Annotated in this window: 14 protein-coding genes, 2 tRNA genes and 3 rRNA genes; 8 read left to right on the top strand and 11 right to left on the bottom strand. The window is 66.1% G+C overall.

Features of this window, described 5'->3' with window-relative positions; translation table 11 throughout:
* The first annotated feature begins 7 nt into the window (after positions 1 to 7).
* Positions 8 to 850 carry a TetR/AcrR family transcriptional regulator gene (locus H4W80_RS28170; RefSeq protein WP_192787840.1) on the top strand — a complete coding sequence of 281 codons (843 nt, stop codon included), beginning with the start codon at positions 8 to 10 and terminating at the stop codon, positions 848 to 850.
* On the opposite strand, the gene H4W80_RS28175 is transcribed toward H4W80_RS28170, so the two are convergent.
* Positions 847 to 1,632, bottom strand: coding sequence for a fructosamine kinase family protein (locus tag H4W80_RS28175; RefSeq protein WP_192787841.1), 786 nt, complete (start codon positions 1,630 to 1,632; stop codon positions 847 to 849). The genes H4W80_RS28170 and H4W80_RS28175 overlap by 4 nt on opposite strands.
* Entirely contained in the window at positions 1,632 to 2,105 is a 474-nt protein-coding gene (locus tag H4W80_RS28180) for a low molecular weight protein-tyrosine-phosphatase (RefSeq protein ID WP_192787842.1), read from the bottom strand. Before H4W80_RS28180 ends, H4W80_RS28175 begins: the two co-directional genes overlap by 1 nt.
* 121 nt (positions 2,106 to 2,226) lie before the next feature.
* On the opposite strand from H4W80_RS28180, the gene pstS reads away from it, so the two are divergent.
* Genes pstS through H4W80_RS28205 form a run of 5 tightly spaced genes read left to right on the top strand, consistent with a single transcriptional unit; the run spans position 2,227 to position 6,706 of the window.
* Positions 2,227 to 3,330: a phosphate ABC transporter substrate-binding protein PstS gene (gene pstS / locus H4W80_RS28185; RefSeq protein WP_192787843.1), complete on the top strand. Its 1,104-nt coding sequence runs from the start codon at positions 2,227 to 2,229 to the stop codon at positions 3,328 to 3,330.
* Between the two features lie 6 nt (positions 3,331 to 3,336).
* On the top strand, positions 3,337 to 4,317 hold the full coding sequence (gene pstC / locus H4W80_RS28190) for a phosphate ABC transporter permease subunit PstC (protein ID WP_192787844.1): 981 nt from the start codon (positions 3,337 to 3,339) through the stop codon (positions 4,315 to 4,317).
* Positions 4,314 to 5,189, top strand: coding sequence for a phosphate ABC transporter permease PstA (gene pstA, locus H4W80_RS28195; protein ID WP_192787845.1), 876 nt, complete (start codon positions 4,314 to 4,316; stop codon positions 5,187 to 5,189). The genes pstC and pstA overlap by 4 nt, the downstream gene beginning before the upstream one ends.
* Positions 5,190 to 5,204: 15 nt before the next feature.
* Entirely contained in the window at positions 5,205 to 5,981 is a 777-nt protein-coding gene (gene pstB / locus H4W80_RS28200; protein ID WP_192787846.1) for a phosphate ABC transporter ATP-binding protein PstB, read from the top strand.
* Positions 5,981 to 6,706 carry a response regulator transcription factor gene (locus H4W80_RS28205; RefSeq protein WP_192787847.1) on the top strand — a complete coding sequence of 242 codons (726 nt, stop codon included), beginning with the start codon at positions 5,981 to 5,983 and terminating at the stop codon, positions 6,704 to 6,706. The genes pstB and H4W80_RS28205 overlap by 1 nt, the downstream gene beginning before the upstream one ends.
* Here H4W80_RS28205 and H4W80_RS28210 read toward each other — a convergent pair.
* The 4 genes from H4W80_RS28210 to H4W80_RS28225 form a co-directional block, all read right to left on the bottom strand.
* On the bottom strand, positions 6,675 to 7,535 hold the full coding sequence (locus H4W80_RS28210) for a serine hydrolase (RefSeq protein ID WP_225963707.1): 861 nt from the start codon (positions 7,533 to 7,535) through the stop codon (positions 6,675 to 6,677). The genes H4W80_RS28205 and H4W80_RS28210 overlap by 32 nt on opposite strands.
* 605 nt (positions 7,536 to 8,140) lie before the next feature.
* Positions 8,141 to 8,257: ribosomal RNA gene (gene rrf / locus H4W80_RS28215) — 5S ribosomal RNA — on the bottom strand.
* 71 nt (positions 8,258 to 8,328) lie between these two features.
* Positions 8,329 to 11,430 (bottom strand): 23S ribosomal RNA (locus H4W80_RS28220).
* Positions 11,431 to 11,716: 286 nt separating this feature from the next.
* Positions 11,717 to 13,237 (bottom strand): 16S ribosomal RNA (locus H4W80_RS28225).
* Together the 16S, 23S and 5S rRNA genes form the textbook arrangement of a ribosomal RNA operon.
* Before the next feature lie 583 nt (positions 13,238 to 13,820).
* Between H4W80_RS28225 and H4W80_RS28230 the strand changes: the two genes are divergently transcribed.
* Positions 13,821 to 14,219 (top strand): hypothetical protein, encoded by a 399-nt coding sequence (locus H4W80_RS28230; protein ID WP_192787849.1) that lies wholly within the window; start codon positions 13,821 to 13,823, stop codon positions 14,217 to 14,219.
* 136 nt (positions 14,220 to 14,355) lie between these two features.
* Complete coding sequence (locus H4W80_RS62885; protein WP_264086008.1) at positions 14,356 to 14,487, top strand: hypothetical protein; 132 nt, start codon at positions 14,356 to 14,358, stop codon at positions 14,485 to 14,487.
* Here H4W80_RS62885 and H4W80_RS28240 read toward each other — a convergent pair.
* The 5 genes from H4W80_RS28240 to H4W80_RS28260 all read right to left on the bottom strand — a co-directional run bounded on the left by H4W80_RS28240 (position 14,484) and on the right by H4W80_RS28260 (position 18,654).
* Complete coding sequence (locus H4W80_RS28240; RefSeq protein WP_192787851.1) at positions 14,484 to 15,167, bottom strand: response regulator; 684 nt, start codon at positions 15,165 to 15,167, stop codon at positions 14,484 to 14,486. The two genes, H4W80_RS62885 and H4W80_RS28240, sit on opposite strands and share 4 nt — an antisense overlap.
* A complete protein-coding gene (locus H4W80_RS28245) occupies positions 15,164 to 17,659 on the bottom strand; it encodes a sensor histidine kinase (RefSeq protein WP_192787852.1) in 2,496 nt (831 codons plus the stop codon). Before H4W80_RS28245 ends, H4W80_RS28240 begins: the two co-directional genes overlap by 4 nt.
* A 9-nt stretch (positions 17,660 to 17,668) precedes the next feature.
* Entirely contained in the window at positions 17,669 to 18,136 is a 468-nt protein-coding gene (locus tag H4W80_RS28250; protein WP_192787853.1) for a group II truncated hemoglobin, read from the bottom strand.
* A gap of 98 nt (positions 18,137 to 18,234) precedes the next feature.
* Positions 18,235 to 18,308, bottom strand: a tRNA-Met gene (locus H4W80_RS28255).
* A gap of 269 nt (positions 18,309 to 18,577) precedes the next feature.
* Positions 18,578 to 18,654 (bottom strand) — tRNA-Met (locus H4W80_RS28260).
* Positions 18,655 to 18,709: the final 55 nt, after the last annotated feature.

Raw genomic sequence — 18,709 nt, forward strand, 5'->3', positions numbered from 1 at the left:
AGGCGACATGACAACCGACCCCGAAGTCGAGCTGCTCTGGGGGGAGCAGGACCGCGAGCCGCGGCCCGGCCTGAGCCTGGGCAGGATCGTGCGGGCCGCCATCGAGGTCGCCGGCGCGGAGGGCCTGGAGGGCCTGTCGATGCGCAAAGTCGCCGACCGGCTCGGCTTCACGACCATGTCCCTCTACCGCCACGTCCCCGGCCGCGACCAGCTCGTGGACCTGATGGTCGACGAGGTCCACCGCGAACGGGCGAGCGCCCCCGAAGAGCCCGCGGCGGGGCAGGGGTGGCGGGCGCGGCTGGAGGCCGCGGTCCGGGAGGGCTGGCGCCTGCGCCGGCGGCACCCGTGGCTGGCCGAGGTACGCGGCACCCGCCACCTCCCCGGACCCAACGCCATCGCCTACTACGACCACCTGCTGAGCACCCTCGTCGACACCGGCCTGGCCCCTTCCGAGGTGATCGCCGTCGTGGGCATGCTGGGGCGGTTCGTGGACGCCGAGGCGCTGACCCTGGTCGAGACCCGGCGCGAGGAGCGCCGCAGCGGCGTGTCCGAGCAGGACTGGTGGGGCGGCCGCGACGCCCTCTACGAGCGCCTCGACCGGTTCCCCACCCTTTCCCGTCTCTGGGCGGAGGGCGGCTGGGACCATCCTGAGGACTCGTTCGAGTTCGGCCTGCGCCGCCAGCTCGACGGCATCGAGGCCCTCATCCGCGATCGTGATGAAAGTCGTGACGAAAGCGCCGGGTGCCTGGAGTGCGGCACCCCGCTGGAGCCGGCGCCGTCCGGCCGTCCCCGCGTCTACTGCTCCCGCGCCTGCCAGCAGCGCGCCTACCGCAAGCGCAGGAGCGGCTAGAGCGCGAGCACGGCCCGGACCGCGTTCATCAGCCCGTCACGATAGGACCCGCCGAACAACACCACGTGAACGAGCAGCGGATGCAGCTGGTGCAGCGGCACCCGCTCCCGCCACCCCTCCGCCGGCGGAAACTCCTCCTGGTAGGCCCCCAGCACCCGATCGAGGTACGGCAGCCCGAACAGCGCCAGCATGGCCAGATCGGTCTCCCGATGCCCGCCGTGGGCCGCCGGATCGATCAGCACGCCCGACCCGCCCGACCACAGCACGTTCCCGTTCCACAGGTCCCCGTGGATCCGTGCCGGCGGCTCGGCAGGCCCCGCGACCTCGGCGAACCTCTCCATCGCCCGCTCGACCAGCGCCACGTCCGCGGCGGGCAGCCGCGCCTGCCGCAGGAACGGCAGCACCCGCCGGGAGGCGTAGAAGCCGGGCCAGTCGGAGCAGGGCGAGTTGTCCATCGGCAGCTCGGCGATGAACCCCGGCCACGGCGCGCCGAAGTCAGCCGCCCCCGCCCGGTGCAGCCGGGCCAGCGAACGCCCGAACCGCTCTGCCGCCGCCGCGCTGGGCGCCTCCTCCCGTACCCAGGACAACACCAGCCGGTCGGGCCCCACGTCCACCACCTCGGGCACCGCGACGGCCTCCCCCAGCCAGCGCAGCCCGGCCGCCTCCGAGGCGAACACCTCGGAGGCGGCCCCGGTCTTCGCGAACACCTCGCGCCCGTCGTCCAGCACGCCCTTCAGCAGCCGCCAGCCGTGCGACGAGCCGAGGTCCGCCGTCGGATTCATCAGCCGATCTCGTCGGCGATGTGCTTGGCGACGCCCTCGGAGGCCGACTCGACCAGCGCGAGCACCTCCTCGAACCCCTCGCGGCCCCCGTAGTACGGATCGGGCACCTCGGCCCCCTCCTCCGCCGCGGGATCGAACGACCGGAACAGCCGCACCTCCACCCCCGCCGACGCCAGCCGCCGCAGATTGGCAAGGTTGTCCTGGTCCATGGCCAGCACCAGGTCGTAGCGGTCGAACCAGTCCTTGGTGAACTGCCGGGCCCGGTGCGCCGAGCCGTCGTAGCCGTGCTGCTCGAGGATGGCCAGCGCCCGCTCGTCCATGGGGTCCCCGGCGTGCCAGCCGCCGGTTCCGGCGCTCTCCACGGTGACGCGGTCGCCCAGCCCGCGCTCGGCGAGCGTCTGGCGGAGCACCACCTCCGCCATGGGGGATCGGCAGATGTTGCCCATGCACACCAGGCATACGCGATAAGTCATAACTCCCATCATGGGGGCGACCGGGCCCGTTCACCGAACGTTCACCCTTGTCAGGGGGCTGCGGTCACCTTCGCTGCATAGCTTCATGGCGACTAAGGACCAAGTGGGAGGAAACCCAACCGTGAAGTATGCAGGCCGGCTCGCCGCCGTAGCCGTTGTCGGCGCGCTCTCCCTCGCTGCGTGCGGCACAGACAACAACGCCCCCGCGGGCAGCACCACGTCCGCCAGCGCGCCCGCCGCGGGCAATGACAATGGTCTGAGCGGTACGATCAACGCCGCGGGCTCCTCGGCCCAGGCCAACGCGATCACCGAGTGGACGAAGAACTTCACGGCCACGAACCCCGGTGTCACCCTCAACTACCAGCCCAGCGGCTCCGGCGCGGGTGTGCAGGCGTTCATCCAGGGCACGGTGGCCTTCGCCGGCTCGGACTCGGCGTTGAAGGATGACCAGCCCGCGCAGGCCGACGCCCGCTGCAAGACCGGCAAGGCCATCAACATCCCGATGGTGACCGGCCCCATCGCGGTGGTCTACAACCTGCCCGGCGTCGAGGGCCTGCAGCTGTCGCCGAAGACCCTCGGCGGCATCTTCGACAGCAAGATCACCAAGTGGGACGACGCCGCGATCAAGGCGGACAACCCCAGCGCCAAGCTGCCCTCCACGCCGATCCAGGCCTTCCACCGCTCGGACGAGTCGGGCACCAGCGACAACTTCACCAAGTTCCTCAAGGCCACCGCCGGCTGGGCCTACGAGCCCGCCAAGGCGTGGCCCGCCGAGGCCAAGGGCCAGGGCGCGAAGGGCTCCGACGGCATCGCCTCCTCCGTGAAGGACACCGAGGGCGCGATCAGCTACGTCGAGCTCTCCTACGCCGAGAACTCGTCGCTGCAGAAGGCCAAGGTCGCCAACGGCGCCAACGAGTTCGTCGAGCTCACCCCCGAGAGCGCGGCGAAGACGGTCGAGACCGCCACGGTCAAGGGCACCGGCAACGACCTCGCCCTGTCGATCGACTACGCCACCAAGACCCCGGGCGCCTACCCGATCGTCCTGGTGACCTACGAGATCACCTGCGAGAAGGGCCTGTCGGCGGAGGAGACGAAGCTGGTCAAGGGCTTCCTCACCTACACCGCCAGTGACGAGGGTCAGGCGGCCCTGAAGGAGCTGGGCTACGCCCCGCTGGCCGGCGACCTGCTCACCAAGGTCCGCACCGCTGTCGAGGCGATCTCCTAGCCGCCGATGGCCACCGATCTGAAGACCCGTGACGGCGGACCGGCCATGAGCCGGTCCGCCTCGCGGCGCAGCCATGGTGAAGGCACCTTCCGCTTCCTCTCCACGGCGGCGGGCGTCCTCCTGCTGGCGATCATGGCGGCCATCGCCGTGTTCCTCATCAGCGAGGCGATCCCCGCCCTGCAGGCGAACAAGGCATCCTTCTTCACCGAGCTGACCTGGGACCCCAACGGCCAGAAGGTGTTCGGCATCGGCGCCCTGGCGTTCGGGACCGTCCTCAGCTCGACACTCGCGCTCGTCATCGCCACCCCGATCGCGGTCGGCGTCGCGCTGTTCATCTCCCACTACGCGCCCCGCCGCCTGGCCTCGGGGCTCGGCTACCTGGTCGACCTGCTCGCCGCCGTGCCCAGTGTGGTCTACGGCCTGTGGGGCCTGGCGTTCCTGGTGCCGCTGATCCGAGAGCCGTCCCAGTGGCTCAACGAGACCTTCGGCTGGTTCCCGCTGTTCGCCGGAGAAGGCGCCATCGGCGGCAAGACCATGCTCGCGGGCTCGATCGTGCTGGCGATCATGATCCTGCCGATCATCGCGGCGATCTCGCGTGAGGTGTTCCTCCAGGCACCGAAGATGAACGAGGAGGCGGCCCTGGCGCTCGGCGCCACCCGCTGGGAGATGATCAGGATGGCCGTGCTGCCGTTCGGCCGCCCGGGCGTCATCAGCGCCGCCATGCTCGGCCTCGGCCGCGCGATGGGCGAGACCATCGCGGTCGCGCTGATCTTCCCCGCGACCTTCGACATCACGTTCGAGATCCTGACGCCCCACGCCAACAGCATCGCGGCGAACATCGCCAACGGCTTCGGCGAGGCGACCCAGATCGGCCGCGGGGCGCTGATCGCCTCCGGCCTGGTGCTGTTCGTCATCACCTTGCTGGTGAACATGGGAGCGCGCATGATCATCAACCGCCGTAAGGAGTATTCGAGGGCCGGCGCATGACAGCAATCCAGCACATCTCGACCAGCCGCCGGGTCAAGGACAAGATCGTCCAGGGGCTGGTCTACCTGGCGTTCGGGCTGGCCGTCGTGCCGCTCATCTCGGTGCTCTGGCTGGTCATCTCCAACGGTCTGGCCCGCTTCGACCTCGAGTTCCTGACCCACTCGATGCGCGGCATCGGCGCCCGTGACGCGGGCGGCGGCGCGTACCACGCGATCATCGGGACGCTGGAGCAGGTCCTGCTCGCCTCGGCCGTCTCGGTCCCCATCGGCCTGCTCACCGCGATCTACCTGGTCGAGTACGGCAACGGCGGCCGGCTGAGCCGGTCGATCAGCTTCTTCGTGGACGTCATGACCGGCATCCCCTCGGTCGTTTCCGGTCTGTTCGTCTTCGCGTTCTGGATCCTCGTCCTGGGCTTCCAGTTCTCCGGCTGGGCGGGCGCGCTCGCACTGTCGATCCTGATGATGCCGACCGTGGTCAGATCGGCCGAGGAAATGCTCCGGCTGGTGCCCAACGACCTCCGAGAGGCCTCGTACGCGCTGGGTGTGGCCAAGTGGCGCACGATCATGAAGGTCGTGCTGCCGACGGCGTTCACCGGCATCGTCACCGGCGTCATGCTGGCCGTGGCCCGCGTCGCCGGAGAGACCGCGCCGCTGCTGATGACGGTGTTCTTCACCAACTCCATCAACAACGATCCGTTCACCGGACCGCAGATGGGCCTGCCGCTCTTCGTCTTCGACCAGGCGGCCCGCCCGAACGACACCGCCATCGACCGGGCGTGGACCGGCGCCCTCACGCTCATCCTGATCGTCATGCTGCTCAACCTGGTGGCGCGCCTGATCGCCTGGTGGCGTGCGCCCGCCAGGGGCCGATAGGGGGTTAACGCCGCAATGTCCAAGCAGATCCAGGTCTCGGGTCTCGACGCGTACTACGGGTCGCACAAGGCGATCGAGGACGTGTCGATGACCATCGAACCCCGTTCGATCACCGCGTTCATCGGCCCGTCCGGGTGCGGCAAGTCGACGTTCCTGCGCACGCTCAACCGCATGCACGAAGTGATCCCGGGCGCCCGCGTGGATGGCAAGGTCCTGCTCGACGGCGAGGACCTGTACGCCCCCACCGTCGCGCCCGTCTCTGTGCGCCGGATGATCGGCATGGTCTTCCAGCGCCCCAACCCGTTCCCGACGATGTCGATCTACGAGAACGTGGCCGCCGGACTCAAGCTCAACGGCCGGGTCGGCAAGTCGCAGCTCGACGGGATCGTGGAGGAGTCGCTTAAGGGCGCCAACCTCTGGAACGAGGTCAAGGACCGCCTGCACAAGCCGGGCGCCGGCCTGTCGGGCGGTCAGCAGCAGCGTCTCTGCATCGCCCGGGCCATCGCGGTCAAGCCGCAGGTCCTGCTGATGGACGAGCCGTGCTCGGCGCTCGACCCGATCTCCACGCTGGCCATCGAGGACCTGATGGCCAAGCTCAAGGACGAGTACACGATCGTCATCGTCACCCACAACATGCAGCAGGCCGCCCGGGTCAGCGACAGGACCGCGTTCTTCAACCTCGCCGAGCAGGGCAAGCCCGGCAAGGTGATCGAGATGGACGAGACGTCCCGCATGTTCACCAATCCGTCCCAGAAGGCAACAGAGGATTACATCACGGGGCGCTTCGGCTGATGACCCAACAGCAGGCGGCATCCACGGTGTTCGGGGACGCGCGGACGAAGCCCGTACTGCTCATCGCCGACCCCGACGGCGCGGTCGTGGAAGACCTCGCCACGGCGCTCGAACGGGAGGGCGTGTCCGTCACGGGCACGCCCGACGGGGCTCAGGGCCTCCTCCAGGCGGGAGCCCTGCAGCCTGACGTGGTGCTCGTCTCGGCCACGCTGCCGGTCATAGACGCGGTGGAGTTCGTCCGCGCGGTCCGGCTGGCGCGCGCCGTGCCCGTCCTGCTCGGCGTCGGCGAGGGCCACGCCGAGCAGGCGGTACGCGCGCTCGCCGCCGGCGCGGCCGCCTGCGTGGCCAGGCCCTACCGGGTGCCGGAACTGCTGCCGTTCATCCAGGCGGCCTCGCCCGGCGCGCGCCAGGTGCTCGCCGTGGGCGGGGTCGAGCTGGACGTCCAGGCCTACCAGGTACGGGTGGGCGGGCGAGCGGTCCACCTGCCCCTGCGGGAGTTCGAATTACTGCAGTATCTGATGCGCAACGCCGATCGCACGGTGACCCGCGAGCAGATCATGCGCCACGTGTGGCACGCCGCGGCCAACACCTCGACGAACACGATCGCGGTGCACGTCAAACGCCTGCGCGCCCGGCTGGGCGACGAGGACGACCAGCTCATCCAGACCGTCAGGGGCGTCGGCTACCGCCTGGTCACGCCGGGCACCGCCGGAAGTCCTGCATGATCCGCTTTGTCACGCCTTCGACCGTCGCTATGCCGTACGCCACCTCGGGACTTCCCTCGGTGAGTACGGCAACGGCGTAGTCGTGGCCGTCGCCCCTGATCAGGCCCACGCTGACCGTGGCCCAGAGCTTGTTCGAGACGTGCTTGAGCCAGCCGTTCTTCAGCGCCACGCGGTCGCCCGCGCACGCGGCGGCGCTGATGCCCCAGTCCTGGCCCGCCACGACGTGCCCCATGAGCTTCAGCACCTGATCGCGGTCCTTGGCCTTCAACGGGCTCTTGCCGGACACCAGGGCCCGCATGAGGCGGATCTGGTCGTCCACCGACGTTCGGGTGATTCCCCAGCAATACAGGTCTACGCACTCGCCTGGGACGCCCTGGGTGTGTTCGAGGCCGAGCCTCCTGCCCGCCTGGGTGAATCCGGGCGCGCCGCCGATGCGTGACCAGAGGCGGTCGGCGGCGTGGTTGTCGCTGTAGCGGATCATGATGCCGGCGTCGTGGCGGACGGCCGCCGGCAGCTTCTTCCACGAGGTCCGCAGCAGCAGCGCCATGAGGATCTGCACCTTGGCCGTGCTGGCGGTGATCAGGCGCTCGCCCGGGTGGTAGCGGTAGAGCCGGCCGGTCGTCAGGTCCTTGACCATGGCGGTGACCTGCCCGGACCGGCCTGCGAGATAGCGGTCGAGCCGCTTGCCGATCCGCCCGGCCGGGATCGGCGTGAGGATCTCCCCGGCCGAGACCCGCTCCAGCCGTGCCCCGAGGGCCGCCTCGCGTACGCCCAGGACCGCTTCCCGCCGGACGGGTACGGGCGACTGCGCCCGGACCTGGGCAGGCATCGGTAAGAGAGCTGTGAGCAGGGCGAGGGCGATGACCGCTCGTGGTATCGCTTGGCTGCGGCCCGCGATCATTGACGCATTATCACGAAAAATCACGACAGGCCGCTAGTCGGCCGCGGCGATCAATTTCTCGACCCAGCTGTCGCCGCACGTCGCCCAGAAGTCCACCGCGAACCAGAAGACCTTCGCCCCGAACTCCAGCTCCTCCTCGGACTCCACCCACCGCGCCGCCCGACGGGGCGGGACAGGCCGCGCAGGTCGTCTCCAGGAACTTCCCGGCGGGCGGCACCGACCTCCGCCCGGCCCGGCTGGTCACCATCGACATCCGGACCGGAAAGGCGGTCCATTACGTACGTCGCTCGCTTCCGTTGAAGGAACAGGGCGAGCATGTGCGACGTCAGTCGGTGGGCCGGCTCCCGAGAGGTTCTGCTGAGATGCGGGACGGGCGAGCTGTTCCACGAAATCGTCTTCCGCGTGGACACCCCGGACAGGGCACTACGCCAAAGCGGGAGAGACGTGGCCGCTTCGAGCTGGCGCGGGCGGCGGATCAGCCCGCAAAACAAGAATGGCCCCACGCACCGGCGTGGGGCCATTCTATAAAGATTGTCCGGCGGCGACCTACTCTCCCACACCCTCCCGAGTGCAGTACCATCGGCGCAGAGAAGCTTAACTTCCGGGTTCGGAATGTAACCGGGTGTTTCCTTCCCGCCATAACCGCCGTAACCCTATGAAACTATCAAGCACTACCGCTTGTTGTTTCAGAATTGCCTAGTGGACGCGAGCAAGAAGCTTTGTGGTCAAGTCCTCGGCCTATTAGTACCGGTCAGCTCCACACGTTACCGTGCTTCCACCTCCGGCCTATCAACCCGGTCGTCTACCGGGAGCCTTACCCACTCTCGTGGTGGGAGACCTCATCTCAAGGCAAGCTTCCCGCTTAGATGCTTTCAGCGGTTATCCCTCCCGAACGTAGCCAACCAGCCGTGCACCTGGCGGTACAACTGGCACACCAGAGGTTCGTCCGTCCCGGTCCTCTCGTACTAGGGACAGCCCCTTTCAAGTCTCCTGCGCGCGCAGCGGATAGGGACCGAACTGTCTCGCGACGTTCTAAACCCAGCTCGCGTACCGCTTTAATGGGCGAACAGCCCAACCCTTGGGACCTACTCCAGCCCCAGGATGCGACGAGCCGACATCGAGGTGCCAAACCATCCCGTCGATATGGACTCTTGGGGAAGATCAGCCTGTTATCCCCGGGGTACCTTTTAGCCGTTGAGCGACACCGCTTCCACACGCCGATGCCGGATCACTAGTCCCAGCTTTCGCTCCTGCTCGACCCGTCAGTCTCACAGTCAAGCTCCCTTGTGCACTTACACTCAACACCTGATTGCCAACCAGGCTGAGGGAACCTTTGGGCGCCTCCGTTACCCTTTGGGAGGCAACCGCCCCAGTTAAACTACCCACCAGACACTGTCCCCGATCCGGATCACGGACCAGAGTTAGACATCCAAAACGACCAGAGTGGTATTTCACCAATGACTCCACCCGAACTAGCGTCCGAGCTTCCCAGTCTCCCACCTATCCTACACAAGCCGTTCCAAACACCAATGTCAAGCTGTAGTGAAGGTCCCGGGGTCTTTCCGTCCTGCTGCGCGAAACGAGCATCTTTACTCGTACTGCAATTTCACCGGGTCTGCGGTTGAGACAGCGGGGAAGTCGTTACGCCATTCGTGCAGGTCGGAACTTACCCGACAAGGAATTTCGCTACCTTAGGATGGTTATAGTTACCACCGCCGTTTACCGGCGCTTAAGTTCTCACCTTCGCCCAGCAAGCTGGACTAAGCGGTCCCCTTAACGTTCCGGCACCGGGCAGGCGTCAGTCCGTATACATCGTCTTACGACTTCGCACGGACCTGTGTTTTTAGTAAACAGTCGCTTCCCCCTGGCCACTGCGACCCCCACCAGCTCCGAGTGCAAGACTCATCACCAGCAGAGGTCCCCCTTCTCCCGAAGTTACGGGGGCAATTTGCCGAGTTCCTTAACCACAGTTCACCCGATCGCCTTAGTATTCTCTACCTGACCACCTGAGTCGGTTTAGGGTACGGGCCGCCACAACACTCGCTAGAGGCTTTTCTCGGCAGCATAGGATCATCCACTTCACCACAATCGGCTCGGCATCACATCTCAGGCTTAAGGAACGCGGATTTGCCTACGTTCCGCCCTACATGCTTACCCCAGGACAACCATCGCCTGGGCTGGACTACCTTCCTGCGTCACCCCATCGCTTACCTACTACCCAATCAGGCCGAGCGTTCGGTCTAACACCAGTCCCGAAGGACCAGCTGACTTAAGGACTCTTAGTATCAAGGGGTTCAGTATGGGCGCGTTAAAGCGGGTACGGGAATATCAACCCGTTGTCCATCGACTACGCCTGTCGGCCTCGCCTTAGGTCCCGACTTACCCTGGGCGGATTAGCCTGCCCCAGGAACCCTTGGTCATCCGGCGCGAGGGTTTCTCACCCTCGATTCGCTACTCATGCCTGCATTCTCACTCGCACAGCCTCCACAACTAGATCACTCTGCTGCTTCGCCGGCTGCACGACGCTCCCCTACCCATCAACACAACATGTGCGTCAATGCCACGACTTCGGCGGTGTACTTGAGCCCCGCTACATTGTCGGCGCAGAATCACTTGACCAGTGAGCTATTACGCACTCTTTCAAGGGTGGCTGCTTCTAAGCCAACCTCCTGGTTGTCTCTGCGACTCCACATCCTTTCCCACTTAGCACACGCTTAGGGGCCTTAGTCGGTGATCTGGGCTGTTTCCCTCTCGACTACGAACCTTATCGCCCGCAGTCTCACTGCCACGCTCTCACTTACCGGCATTCGGAGTTTGGCTGACGTCAGTAACCTTGTCGGGCCCATTAGCCATCCAGTGCTCTACCTCCGGCAAGAAACACGCGACGCTGCACCTAAATGCATTTCGGGGAGAACCAGCTATCACGGAGTTTGATTGGCCTTTCACCCCTACACACAGATCATCCCCCAGGTTTTCAACCCTGGTGGGTTCGGTCCTCCACCCAGTCTTACCTGAGCTTCAACCTGCCCATGCGTAGATCACTCCGCTTCGGGTCTACAGCATGCGACTCAACGCCCTATTCAGACTCGCTTTCGCTACGGCTCCCCCACACGGGTTAACCTCGCCACACACCATAACTCGCAGGCTCATTCTTCAAAAGGCACGCAGTCACATCACACAGAAGCAAGCTTCTGTAAGCTCCTACGGCTTGTAGGCACACGGTTTCAGGTACTATTTCACGACCCCTCACCGGGGCACTTTTCACCTTTCCCTCACGGTACTCGTGCACTATCGGTCATCAGGGAGTATTTAGGCTTACCAGGTGGTCCTGGCAGATTCACACAGGATTTCTCGAGCCCCGTGCTACTTGGGATCCCCTCAAACAGTCGACAAGATTTCGCCTACCCGGCTCTCACGGTCTACGGCAGCCCTTCCCAGAGCTTTCAACTACCCCATCGATTTCTTACTGTCCGGCCGATCGGCAGATCGACCAAGAGGGTCCCACGACCCCGGACATGCAACGCCTGCCGGCTATCACACACGCCCGGTTTAGCCTCATCCGCTTTCGCTCACCACTACTCACGGAATCACTGTTGTTTTCTCTTCCTACGGGTACTGAGATGTTTCACTTCCCCGCGTTACCACCAACCGCCCTATACATTCAGGCGGAGGCAACACCACATGACTGGTGCTAGGTTTCCCCATTCGGACATCCCCGGATCAACGTCTGGTTGGCGACTCCCCGAGGCTTAACGCAGCCTCCCACGTCCTTCATCGGCTCCTGATGCCAAGGCATCCACCGTGTGCCCTAAAAAACTTGGCCACAAAGATGCTCGCGTCCACTATGCAAATCTCAAACAACAAACAGCAACCGCCTCCAGATCTCGGAAGACCTTTCAGCGGCCCTGTACTCCAGAAGAACCGGTCACCCGTTTCCTCAGGACCCAACAGTGTGTCCAACCAGCCCGGACCCTCGAAACCCCGTTCCCACTCCCTCACGGGCGGTACTAGCAGTCCGACAATCACGGCCTGATTGAGTAGCCAGTGCTCCACTAGTGAGCTGTCACCCCACCACACATTCGGTGGTGAAGGGTGAAGATGCTCCTTAGAAAGGAGGTGATCCAGCCGCACCTTCCGGTACGGCTACCTTGTTACGACTTCGTCCCAATCGCCAGCCCCACCTTCGACCGCTCCCCCCAGCAAGCTGGTTGGGCCACGGGCTTCGGGTGTTGCCGACTTTCGTGACGTGACGGGCGGTGTGTACAAGGCCCGGGAACGTATTCACCGCAGCATTGCTGATCTGCGATTACTAGCGACTCCGACTTCATGGGGTCGAGTTGCAGACCCCAATCCGAACTGAGACCGGCTTTTAGGGATTCGCTCCACCTCACGGTATCGCAACCCTCTGTACCGGCCATTGTAGCATGTTTGCAGCCCAAGACATAAGGGGCATGATGACTTGACGTCATCCCCACCTTCCTCCGAGTTGACCCCGGCAGTCCCCCATGAGTCCCCACCACCCCGAAGGGCGTGCTGGCAACATGGAGCAAGGGTTGCGCTCGTTGCGGGACTTAACCCAACATCTCACGACACGAGCTGACGACAGCCATGCACCACCTGTCACCCAGTCCGAAGAGGCGCCTGTCTCCAGGCGTTTCCGGGTGATGTCAAACCTTGGTAAGGTTCTTCGCGTTGCGTCGAATTAAGCAACATGCTCCGCCGCTTGTGCGGGCCCCCGTCAATTCCTTTGAGTTTTAGCCTTGCGGCCGTACTCCCCAGGCGGGGCGCTTAATGCGTTAGCTCCGGCACGGAGATCGTGGAAGATCCCCACACCTAGCGCCCAACGTTTACAGCGTGGACTACCAGGGTATCTAATCCTGTTCGCTCCCCACGCTTTCGCTCCTCAGCGTCAGGTAAGGCCCAGCAAGCCGCCTTCGCCACCGGTGTTCCTCCTGATATCTGCGCATTTCACCGCTACACCAGGAATTCCACTTGCCCCTACCTACCTCTAGCCGGCCCGTATCCACCGCAGACCCGCAGTTAAGCTGCGGGCTTTCACGGCAGACGCGACCAGCCACCTACGAGCTCTTTACGCCCAATAATTCCGGACAACGCTTGCGCCCTACGTATTACCGCGGCTGCTGGCACGTAGTTAGCCGGCGCTTCTTCTGCAGGTACACGTCAACTTCGTCCCTGCTGAAAGAGGTTTACAACCCGAAGGCCGTCATCCCCCACGCGGCGTCGCTGCGTCAGGCTTCCGCCCATTGCGCAATATTCCCCACTGCTGCCTCCCGTAGGAGTCTGGGCCGTGTCTCAGTCCCAGTGTGGCCGGTCGCCCTCTCAGGCCGGCTACCCGTCGTCGCCTTGGTAGGCCACTACCCCACCAACAAGCTGATAGGCCGCGAGCCCATCCCCAACCGAAAAACTTTCCACCACCACCCGATGCCGGGGGCGGTCGTATCCGGTATTAGACCCAGTTTCCCGGGCTTATCCCAGAGTCAGGGGCAGGTTGCTCACGTGTTACTCACCCGTTCGCCGCTCGAGTACCCCGAAGGGCCTTTCCGCTCGACTTGCATGTGTTAAGCACGCCGCCAGCGTTCGTCCTGAGCCAGGATCAAACTCTCCAAACAATGTCTTTCGTTTGGATTGTGAATCCAAGCAATTTCCGTCAATAATGACGGGGATATGCATGTATCTCATGCACTGGCTTTTAACACACTGTTGAGTTCTCAAGAAACGGACGCGTACTTCCTTGCTCAAAACCGTTCCGGTCTTTCGCTCGGAGGCGTTCATTTCGTTGTGTCTTTATTCTTTCAGCCGTTCAAGTCCCTGTCAAATTGACCCGACTCGCTCGACTTGCTGGAATTAAGACCTGCCCCGTTTCCGGGACAACCCCTCTAACTTATCAGGCCATCCGAACCGATGCGAATCCACCGGAGGACGACCCTCGAAGTAAGTGGGATTTGCCGGGCATCTCCGGGAGTCTCTGTGGACCCCCTCGGCCGCCCTGCGCGAAGCAACTCTAGCAGCCCGACGCACCCACTTCGCGCCACTCAGGTAATCACGTGGTTGTTCCCTCACCACGCAACGCCCAAACCTCACCAAGGACACCCAGGTCGGCACCCCAGCCGTCAAGCCGACGGCAAGTCATCCGCAACCGCCGCCAGGTACGAAGGTACCTACGAGCAGACTGCGCTCTCGGAGGTGTCCGCTATGACCCGCTCGGAGTTCGACGACATCCGTGCCTTCCTCGCCGACGAGGCGACCCATGCCGGAGACCTGCTGAGAATCGCCAGGACCCTGATCGACGACCTCGAACACGCCCGCATGCGCGAGGCCGTACTCCGTACCCACTACCTGCGTCTGCTCACGGCGGCGCGGGCGACGGTGGCGGCCGACCTCGCGGACGCGCCCGACCCCATGGCGTTCGTCAAGCACGAGCTGTCGGAGCGCGGTCAGATGCCGGCGGACGGCGAGGCCGTGCAGCGCATCCTGGCGGACGCCCGTACGGCGGCCCTGCTGCTCGCCTGCCTGGAGGAGTCCGTCCCCCAGCGCCCCCGCGGAATGCGCCTGCGCCGGTGCGTCGGCATGAGGCGGGCCCTCCCGCATTAGCCGCTGACCCGATGAGCACTCGGCCCATACCCGGCCTTGGCTGACCGGCTGTAAGACTTCGCATATGTGGCAGCGCAGGTTGAACTGGGCGGCAGTCGCACTAGTCGGGATATTTGGCCTGATGTGGGTTGGTGTCGTGATCTATGCAGATCAGAACTCTTCCCTCTGGATGCGGGTCGTGCAGGTGGCCTTCGGGGTCCTGCTGCTGGGCTGGGCCGTGCAGCGAGCGGTCATGATGCTCGTCAAGCCGTCAGCCGGCCGCCGCTAATCGGAGGAAGCCGACGGCTGGAACCGGTAGCCCATCCCCGACTCGGTCAGCAGATGCACCGGACGGGCGGGATCCCGCTCGAGCTTGCGCCGGAGCTGGGCCATGTACTGGCGCAGGTAGTGCGTCTCCTTGAGGTAGGAGTCTCCCCAGACCTCCCGCAGCAGCTGGCGCTGGCTGATCAGCTTGCCCGGGTTACGCAGCAGGATCTCCAGGAAGTGCCACTCCGTGGGCGTCAGCCGTACCCCTCCCGAGATCGTCTTGCTGGAGAGGTCGATCACGTGATCGCCCAGCCGCACCGTGGCGGCCTCCTCCTCGTGCTGGCCCGTGCGGCGGGTCACCGCGCGGACGCGCGCGAGCAGCTCGTCGATGCTGAACGGCTTCGTCACGTAGTCGTCGGCGCCCGCGTCGAGCGCGTCCACCTTGTCGGTACTGTCCGCGCGCCCCGAGAGGACGATGATCGGCACGGCGGTCCAGCCGCGCAGGCCCTCGATGACCTCCACACCGTCCAGATCGGGCAGCCCGAGATCGAGGATGACCAGGTCGGGATGCCATTCGGCGGCCTGGCGCAGCGCCGAGCCGCCGTCGGCGGCGACCGCCACCTCGTATTGCCGGGCGGCCAGGTTGACGCGCAGCGCACGCAGGATCTGCGGCTCGTCGTCCACCACCAGCACGCGGGTCACGGGTGCCTCCGCAGCGAGACGGTCATGGTCAGTCCCCCTCCGGGCGTGTCCTCCAGCACGAGCGTGCCTCCCATCGCCTCGGTGAGGCCGCGCGAGAGCGCCAGGCCGAGCCCCACTCCCGTGTGGCTGTCGCGGTCGCCGAGCCGCTGGAACGGCATGAACACCCTTTCATGCGCTTCCGGCGGAATGCCGGGGCCCCGGTCGATGATGCGGATCTCCACGTTCGAGCCGTGCCAGCTGGCGTTGACGAGCACGGGTTCGCCGTCGGGGCTGTAGCGGACGGCGTTCGACATGAGGTTGACGAGCACGCGCTCCAGCAGGGCGGGGTCGGCCATGATCTCGGGGACGATGGGCGGCAGGTCGCTGCGGATCTGGTCGCTCAGCGGTCCTAGGTCGTCGATGGCGTGCGGCAGCACGTCCTCGATCGCCACGGGCTCCAGGTTCACGCCGAGCACGCCGGCCTGGAGACGGCTCATGTCGAGAAGGTTGGCGACGAGCCGGTCCAGCTTGATCAGCGACTCGTCGGCGGTGGCCAGCAGTTCGCCGCGGTCCTCGTCCGACCAGGTCACGTCGGTGCTGCGCAGGCTCTCGACCGCCGCCTTGGCCGAGGCGAGCGGCGTACGAAGGTCGTGGCTGACGGCGGCCAGCAGAGCGGTGCGCATCCTGTCGGCCTCGGCCAGCGGCTCGGCCTGCTCGGCCGCCTCGCGCAGCCGCTGCTCGCGCAGGGCGACCGCCGTCTCCGCCGCGAACGCCTCCAGCACCCGCCGGTCGCTCGCGTCCAGCAGCCGCCCCCGGGCGGCGAGCACGAGCCGTTCGTCGATCATGACGTCGGTGTCGGCCGTGCCCGGGCTCGTGCACGGCATGCCGCCCGAGGTGGCGACGATGTGCCAGCCGTCCGTACGCTCCAGCAGGGTCACCGAGCTGAACCCGAACGTCTCCCGCGTCCTGGCCAGCAGCGACGGCAGCGCCGCCTCGCCCCTCAGCACGTGACCCGCCAGCGTGGACAGCACCTCGGCGTCCGCCCGCGAGCGCGCCGCTTCCCTGCTGCGCCTGGCCGCCAGGTCCACGACCGTGCTGACCATGACCGCCACCAGCACGAACGTGGTGAGCGCGAGCACGTTCTGCGGCTCGGCGATCGTCAACGTGTGCAGCGGCGGCGTGAAGAACCAGTTGAGCAGCCCGAACCCGAGCACCGCCGCCGTCAACGCCGGCCACATGCCGCCCACCAGGGCCACCCCGACGACCAGCAGCAGGAAGAGCGGGATCTCGCTGGGCAGCGACAGGCCCAGCGGCTGGAGCCCGGTTGTGAGCAGCGGCGGCCCGAGCAGCGCCAGCCCCCAGCCGGACAGCCGCCGCCTGCGGGTCAGCGCGGCGCTCGACCGCGCCCGCCCGCGGCCCGTCCTGGTCGCCTCGTGCGTCACCATGTGCACGTCGATCGACCCGGACAGCGCCGTCGTCGTCACTCCCACGCCACGCGCGAGGATCTGCGCGAGCCGTCCCCTTCGCGACGCGCCCAGCACGAGCTGGGTGGCGTTCACGCCACGGGCGAACTCCAGCAGCGCGTGCGGGATGTCGTCGCCGACCACCTGGTGGTAGGACCCGCCGAGGGCCTCGACGAGGGCCCGCTGGTGCACCAGGTTCGCGGGGTCGCCGGCGGAGGTGAGGCCGTCGGCGCTCGTGACGTGCACGGCCAGCAGGTCGGCCCCCTTGCTCCTGGCCGCGATGCGCGCGGCCCGGCGGATGAGCGTGTCCCCTTCCGGGCCTCCGGTGAGGGCGACGACCACGCGCTCGCGGGCCTCCCAGGTGCCCGCTATGGCATGGTCGGCGCGATATTGGTCGAGTTGCTCGTCCACCTTGTCCGCCAGCCAGATCAGGGCGAGCTCCCGCAAGGCGGTCAGGTTGCCGACGCGGAAGTAGTTGGCCAGCGCGGCGTCGACGCGATCGGGCGGGTAGACGTTCCCGTGCGCCATCCGCCGGCGTAGCGCCTCGGGTGACATGTCGACGAGCTCGATCTGGTCGGCCCGCCGCACCACCTCGTCGGGCACGGTCTCCCGCTGCGACACACCGGTGATCTGCTCGACCACGTCGTTCAGGGATTCGAGGTGCTGGATGTTGAGGGTGGAGACGACGTCGATGCCGGCGTCGAGCACTTCGTCGATGTCCTGCCAGCGCTTGACGTTGCGGGAGCCGGGGACGTTCGTGTGGGCGAGCTCGTCGATCAGCGCCACGGTGGGGGCGCGGGCGATGACGGCATCGACGTCCAGCTCGGTGAACGTCGCTCCGCGGTAGGTCATCGTCCGCCTCGGCAGGACCTCCAGCCCGTCGAGCAGGCGGGCCGTCCTGGCGCGGCCGTGGGTCTCGACGAAGCCCACGACCACGTCCTTGCCTCGTTCGCGGGCGCGGTGGGCCTCGCTCAGCATGTCGTACGTCTTGCCCACGCCGGGCGCCGCACCCAGGTGAACGCGCAGCCTCCCGCGGGACGTGCTCCCCATTCCTCCAGGTTACGGCTGGTACGGCGGCGCGACCCCCCAACCCCAGTGGGGCACGGGGGCCTCGAGCGGAGGCGTGGCGTCCGGCTGGGAGTTGTGCCTGGCCAGCCTGGTGCCCCATTCGATGTAGCCGGCGAACGCCGCCCTGAACTCGGGGTCGTCAGGCAGTCCCACCTCATCGGCCGCGTCCATGAGGAGATTCACCCACCTGCGGCGCTGGGGCTCGGTGATGGCCTTGCCGAGGTGGTGGCGGAGCATGTTCGGGTAGCCGCCGCGCTCCTTGGTGTACCGGTCGGGGCCGCCGAAGACCTCGCTGAGCCACATCGCCACGTATGCGGGGTGATCGGGGTCCATGTGCGCGAACAGCGGACCGATCAGGTCGTCCTTGACGACCGTGCGGTAGAACGCTTCGGTCAGCCGCTCGAACGCCTCGGCGCCGCCGGCCCAGTCGTACAGCGTGGGCACTGATTCTTCAGTCATGTAATGATGTAATCATTCGCGGATGAAGGCGGCAAGATCGGAAAACGACAAAGTCCCCGGTCTCCGGATCTCTCCGGTGACCAGGGACTCTGGCTTTGTAGCGGGGACAGGATTTGAACCTGCGACCTCTGGGTTATGAGCCCAGCGAGCTACCGAACTGCTCCACCCCGCGTCGGTGTCTCTGAGATAACTATACAGGGCCCGCGAGAGTGCTTTGACCGCCGCCGACCCGGAGTACGGTGAGGGCGCCTGAGAGGAAGGGGCGCGGGGGTCGGCGAAGGATCTCCGCCGAAGGGCGTCCCCGCAGCCGGGCGGCCCGAGCGACCGTCCGCCGGCGCGGCAGCGGTTGGACGGGGAACACATCCCCGGCCGATTCGGCGCACCCCGCCACCGGGAAAAGCAAAAGCCCGGACTCCGTTTAAGGAGCCCGGGCTTCTGGGCTGGTAGCGGGGGCAGGATTTGAACCTGCGACCTCTGGGTTATGAGCCCAGCGAGCTACCGAACTGCTCCACCCCGCGTCGCGTTGTTGCCTTTAAAGACTAGTGGGCGGCGAGGGGTGGGCGCAAACTGATT

Origin of the sequence: Nonomuraea angiospora (assembly GCF_014873145.1) — a bacterium.
In the GTDB taxonomy this organism is placed as follows: domain Bacteria; phylum Actinomycetota; class Actinomycetes; order Streptosporangiales; family Streptosporangiaceae; genus Nonomuraea; species Nonomuraea angiospora.

Bases quoted from the DNA above. Each gene is read 5' to 3' on its own strand.
- H4W80_RS28175 (WP_192787841.1), bottom strand. From the start codon at position 1,632: ATGAATCCGACGGCGGACCTCGGCTCGTCGCACGGCTGGCGGCTGCTG.
- H4W80_RS28245 (WP_192787852.1), bottom strand. From the start codon at position 17,659: ATGGGGAGCACGTCCCGCGGGAGGCTGCGCGTTCACCTGGGTGCGGCG.
- H4W80_RS28230 (WP_192787849.1), top strand. From the start codon at position 13,821: ATGACCCGCTCGGAGTTCGACGACATCCGTGCCTTCCTCGCCGACGAG.
- pstB (WP_192787846.1), top strand. From the start codon at position 5,205: ATGTCCAAGCAGATCCAGGTCTCGGGTCTCGACGCGTACTACGGGTCG.
- H4W80_RS28250 (WP_192787853.1), bottom strand. From the start codon at position 18,136: ATGACTGAAGAATCAGTGCCCACGCTGTACGACTGGGCCGGCGGCGCC.
- H4W80_RS28210 (WP_225963707.1), bottom strand. From the start codon at position 7,535: ATGCCTGCCCAGGTCCGGGCGCAGTCGCCCGTACCCGTCCGGCGGGAA.
- H4W80_RS28170 (WP_192787840.1), top strand. From the start codon at position 8: ATGACAACCGACCCCGAAGTCGAGCTGCTCTGGGGGGAGCAGGACCGC.
- H4W80_RS28205 (WP_192787847.1), top strand. From the start codon at position 5,981: ATGACCCAACAGCAGGCGGCATCCACGGTGTTCGGGGACGCGCGGACG.
- H4W80_RS28180 (WP_192787842.1), bottom strand. From the start codon at position 2,105: ATGACTTATCGCGTATGCCTGGTGTGCATGGGCAACATCTGCCGATCC.
- pstC (WP_192787844.1), top strand. From the start codon at position 3,337: ATGGCCACCGATCTGAAGACCCGTGACGGCGGACCGGCCATGAGCCGG.
- pstA (WP_192787845.1), top strand. From the start codon at position 4,314: ATGACAGCAATCCAGCACATCTCGACCAGCCGCCGGGTCAAGGACAAG.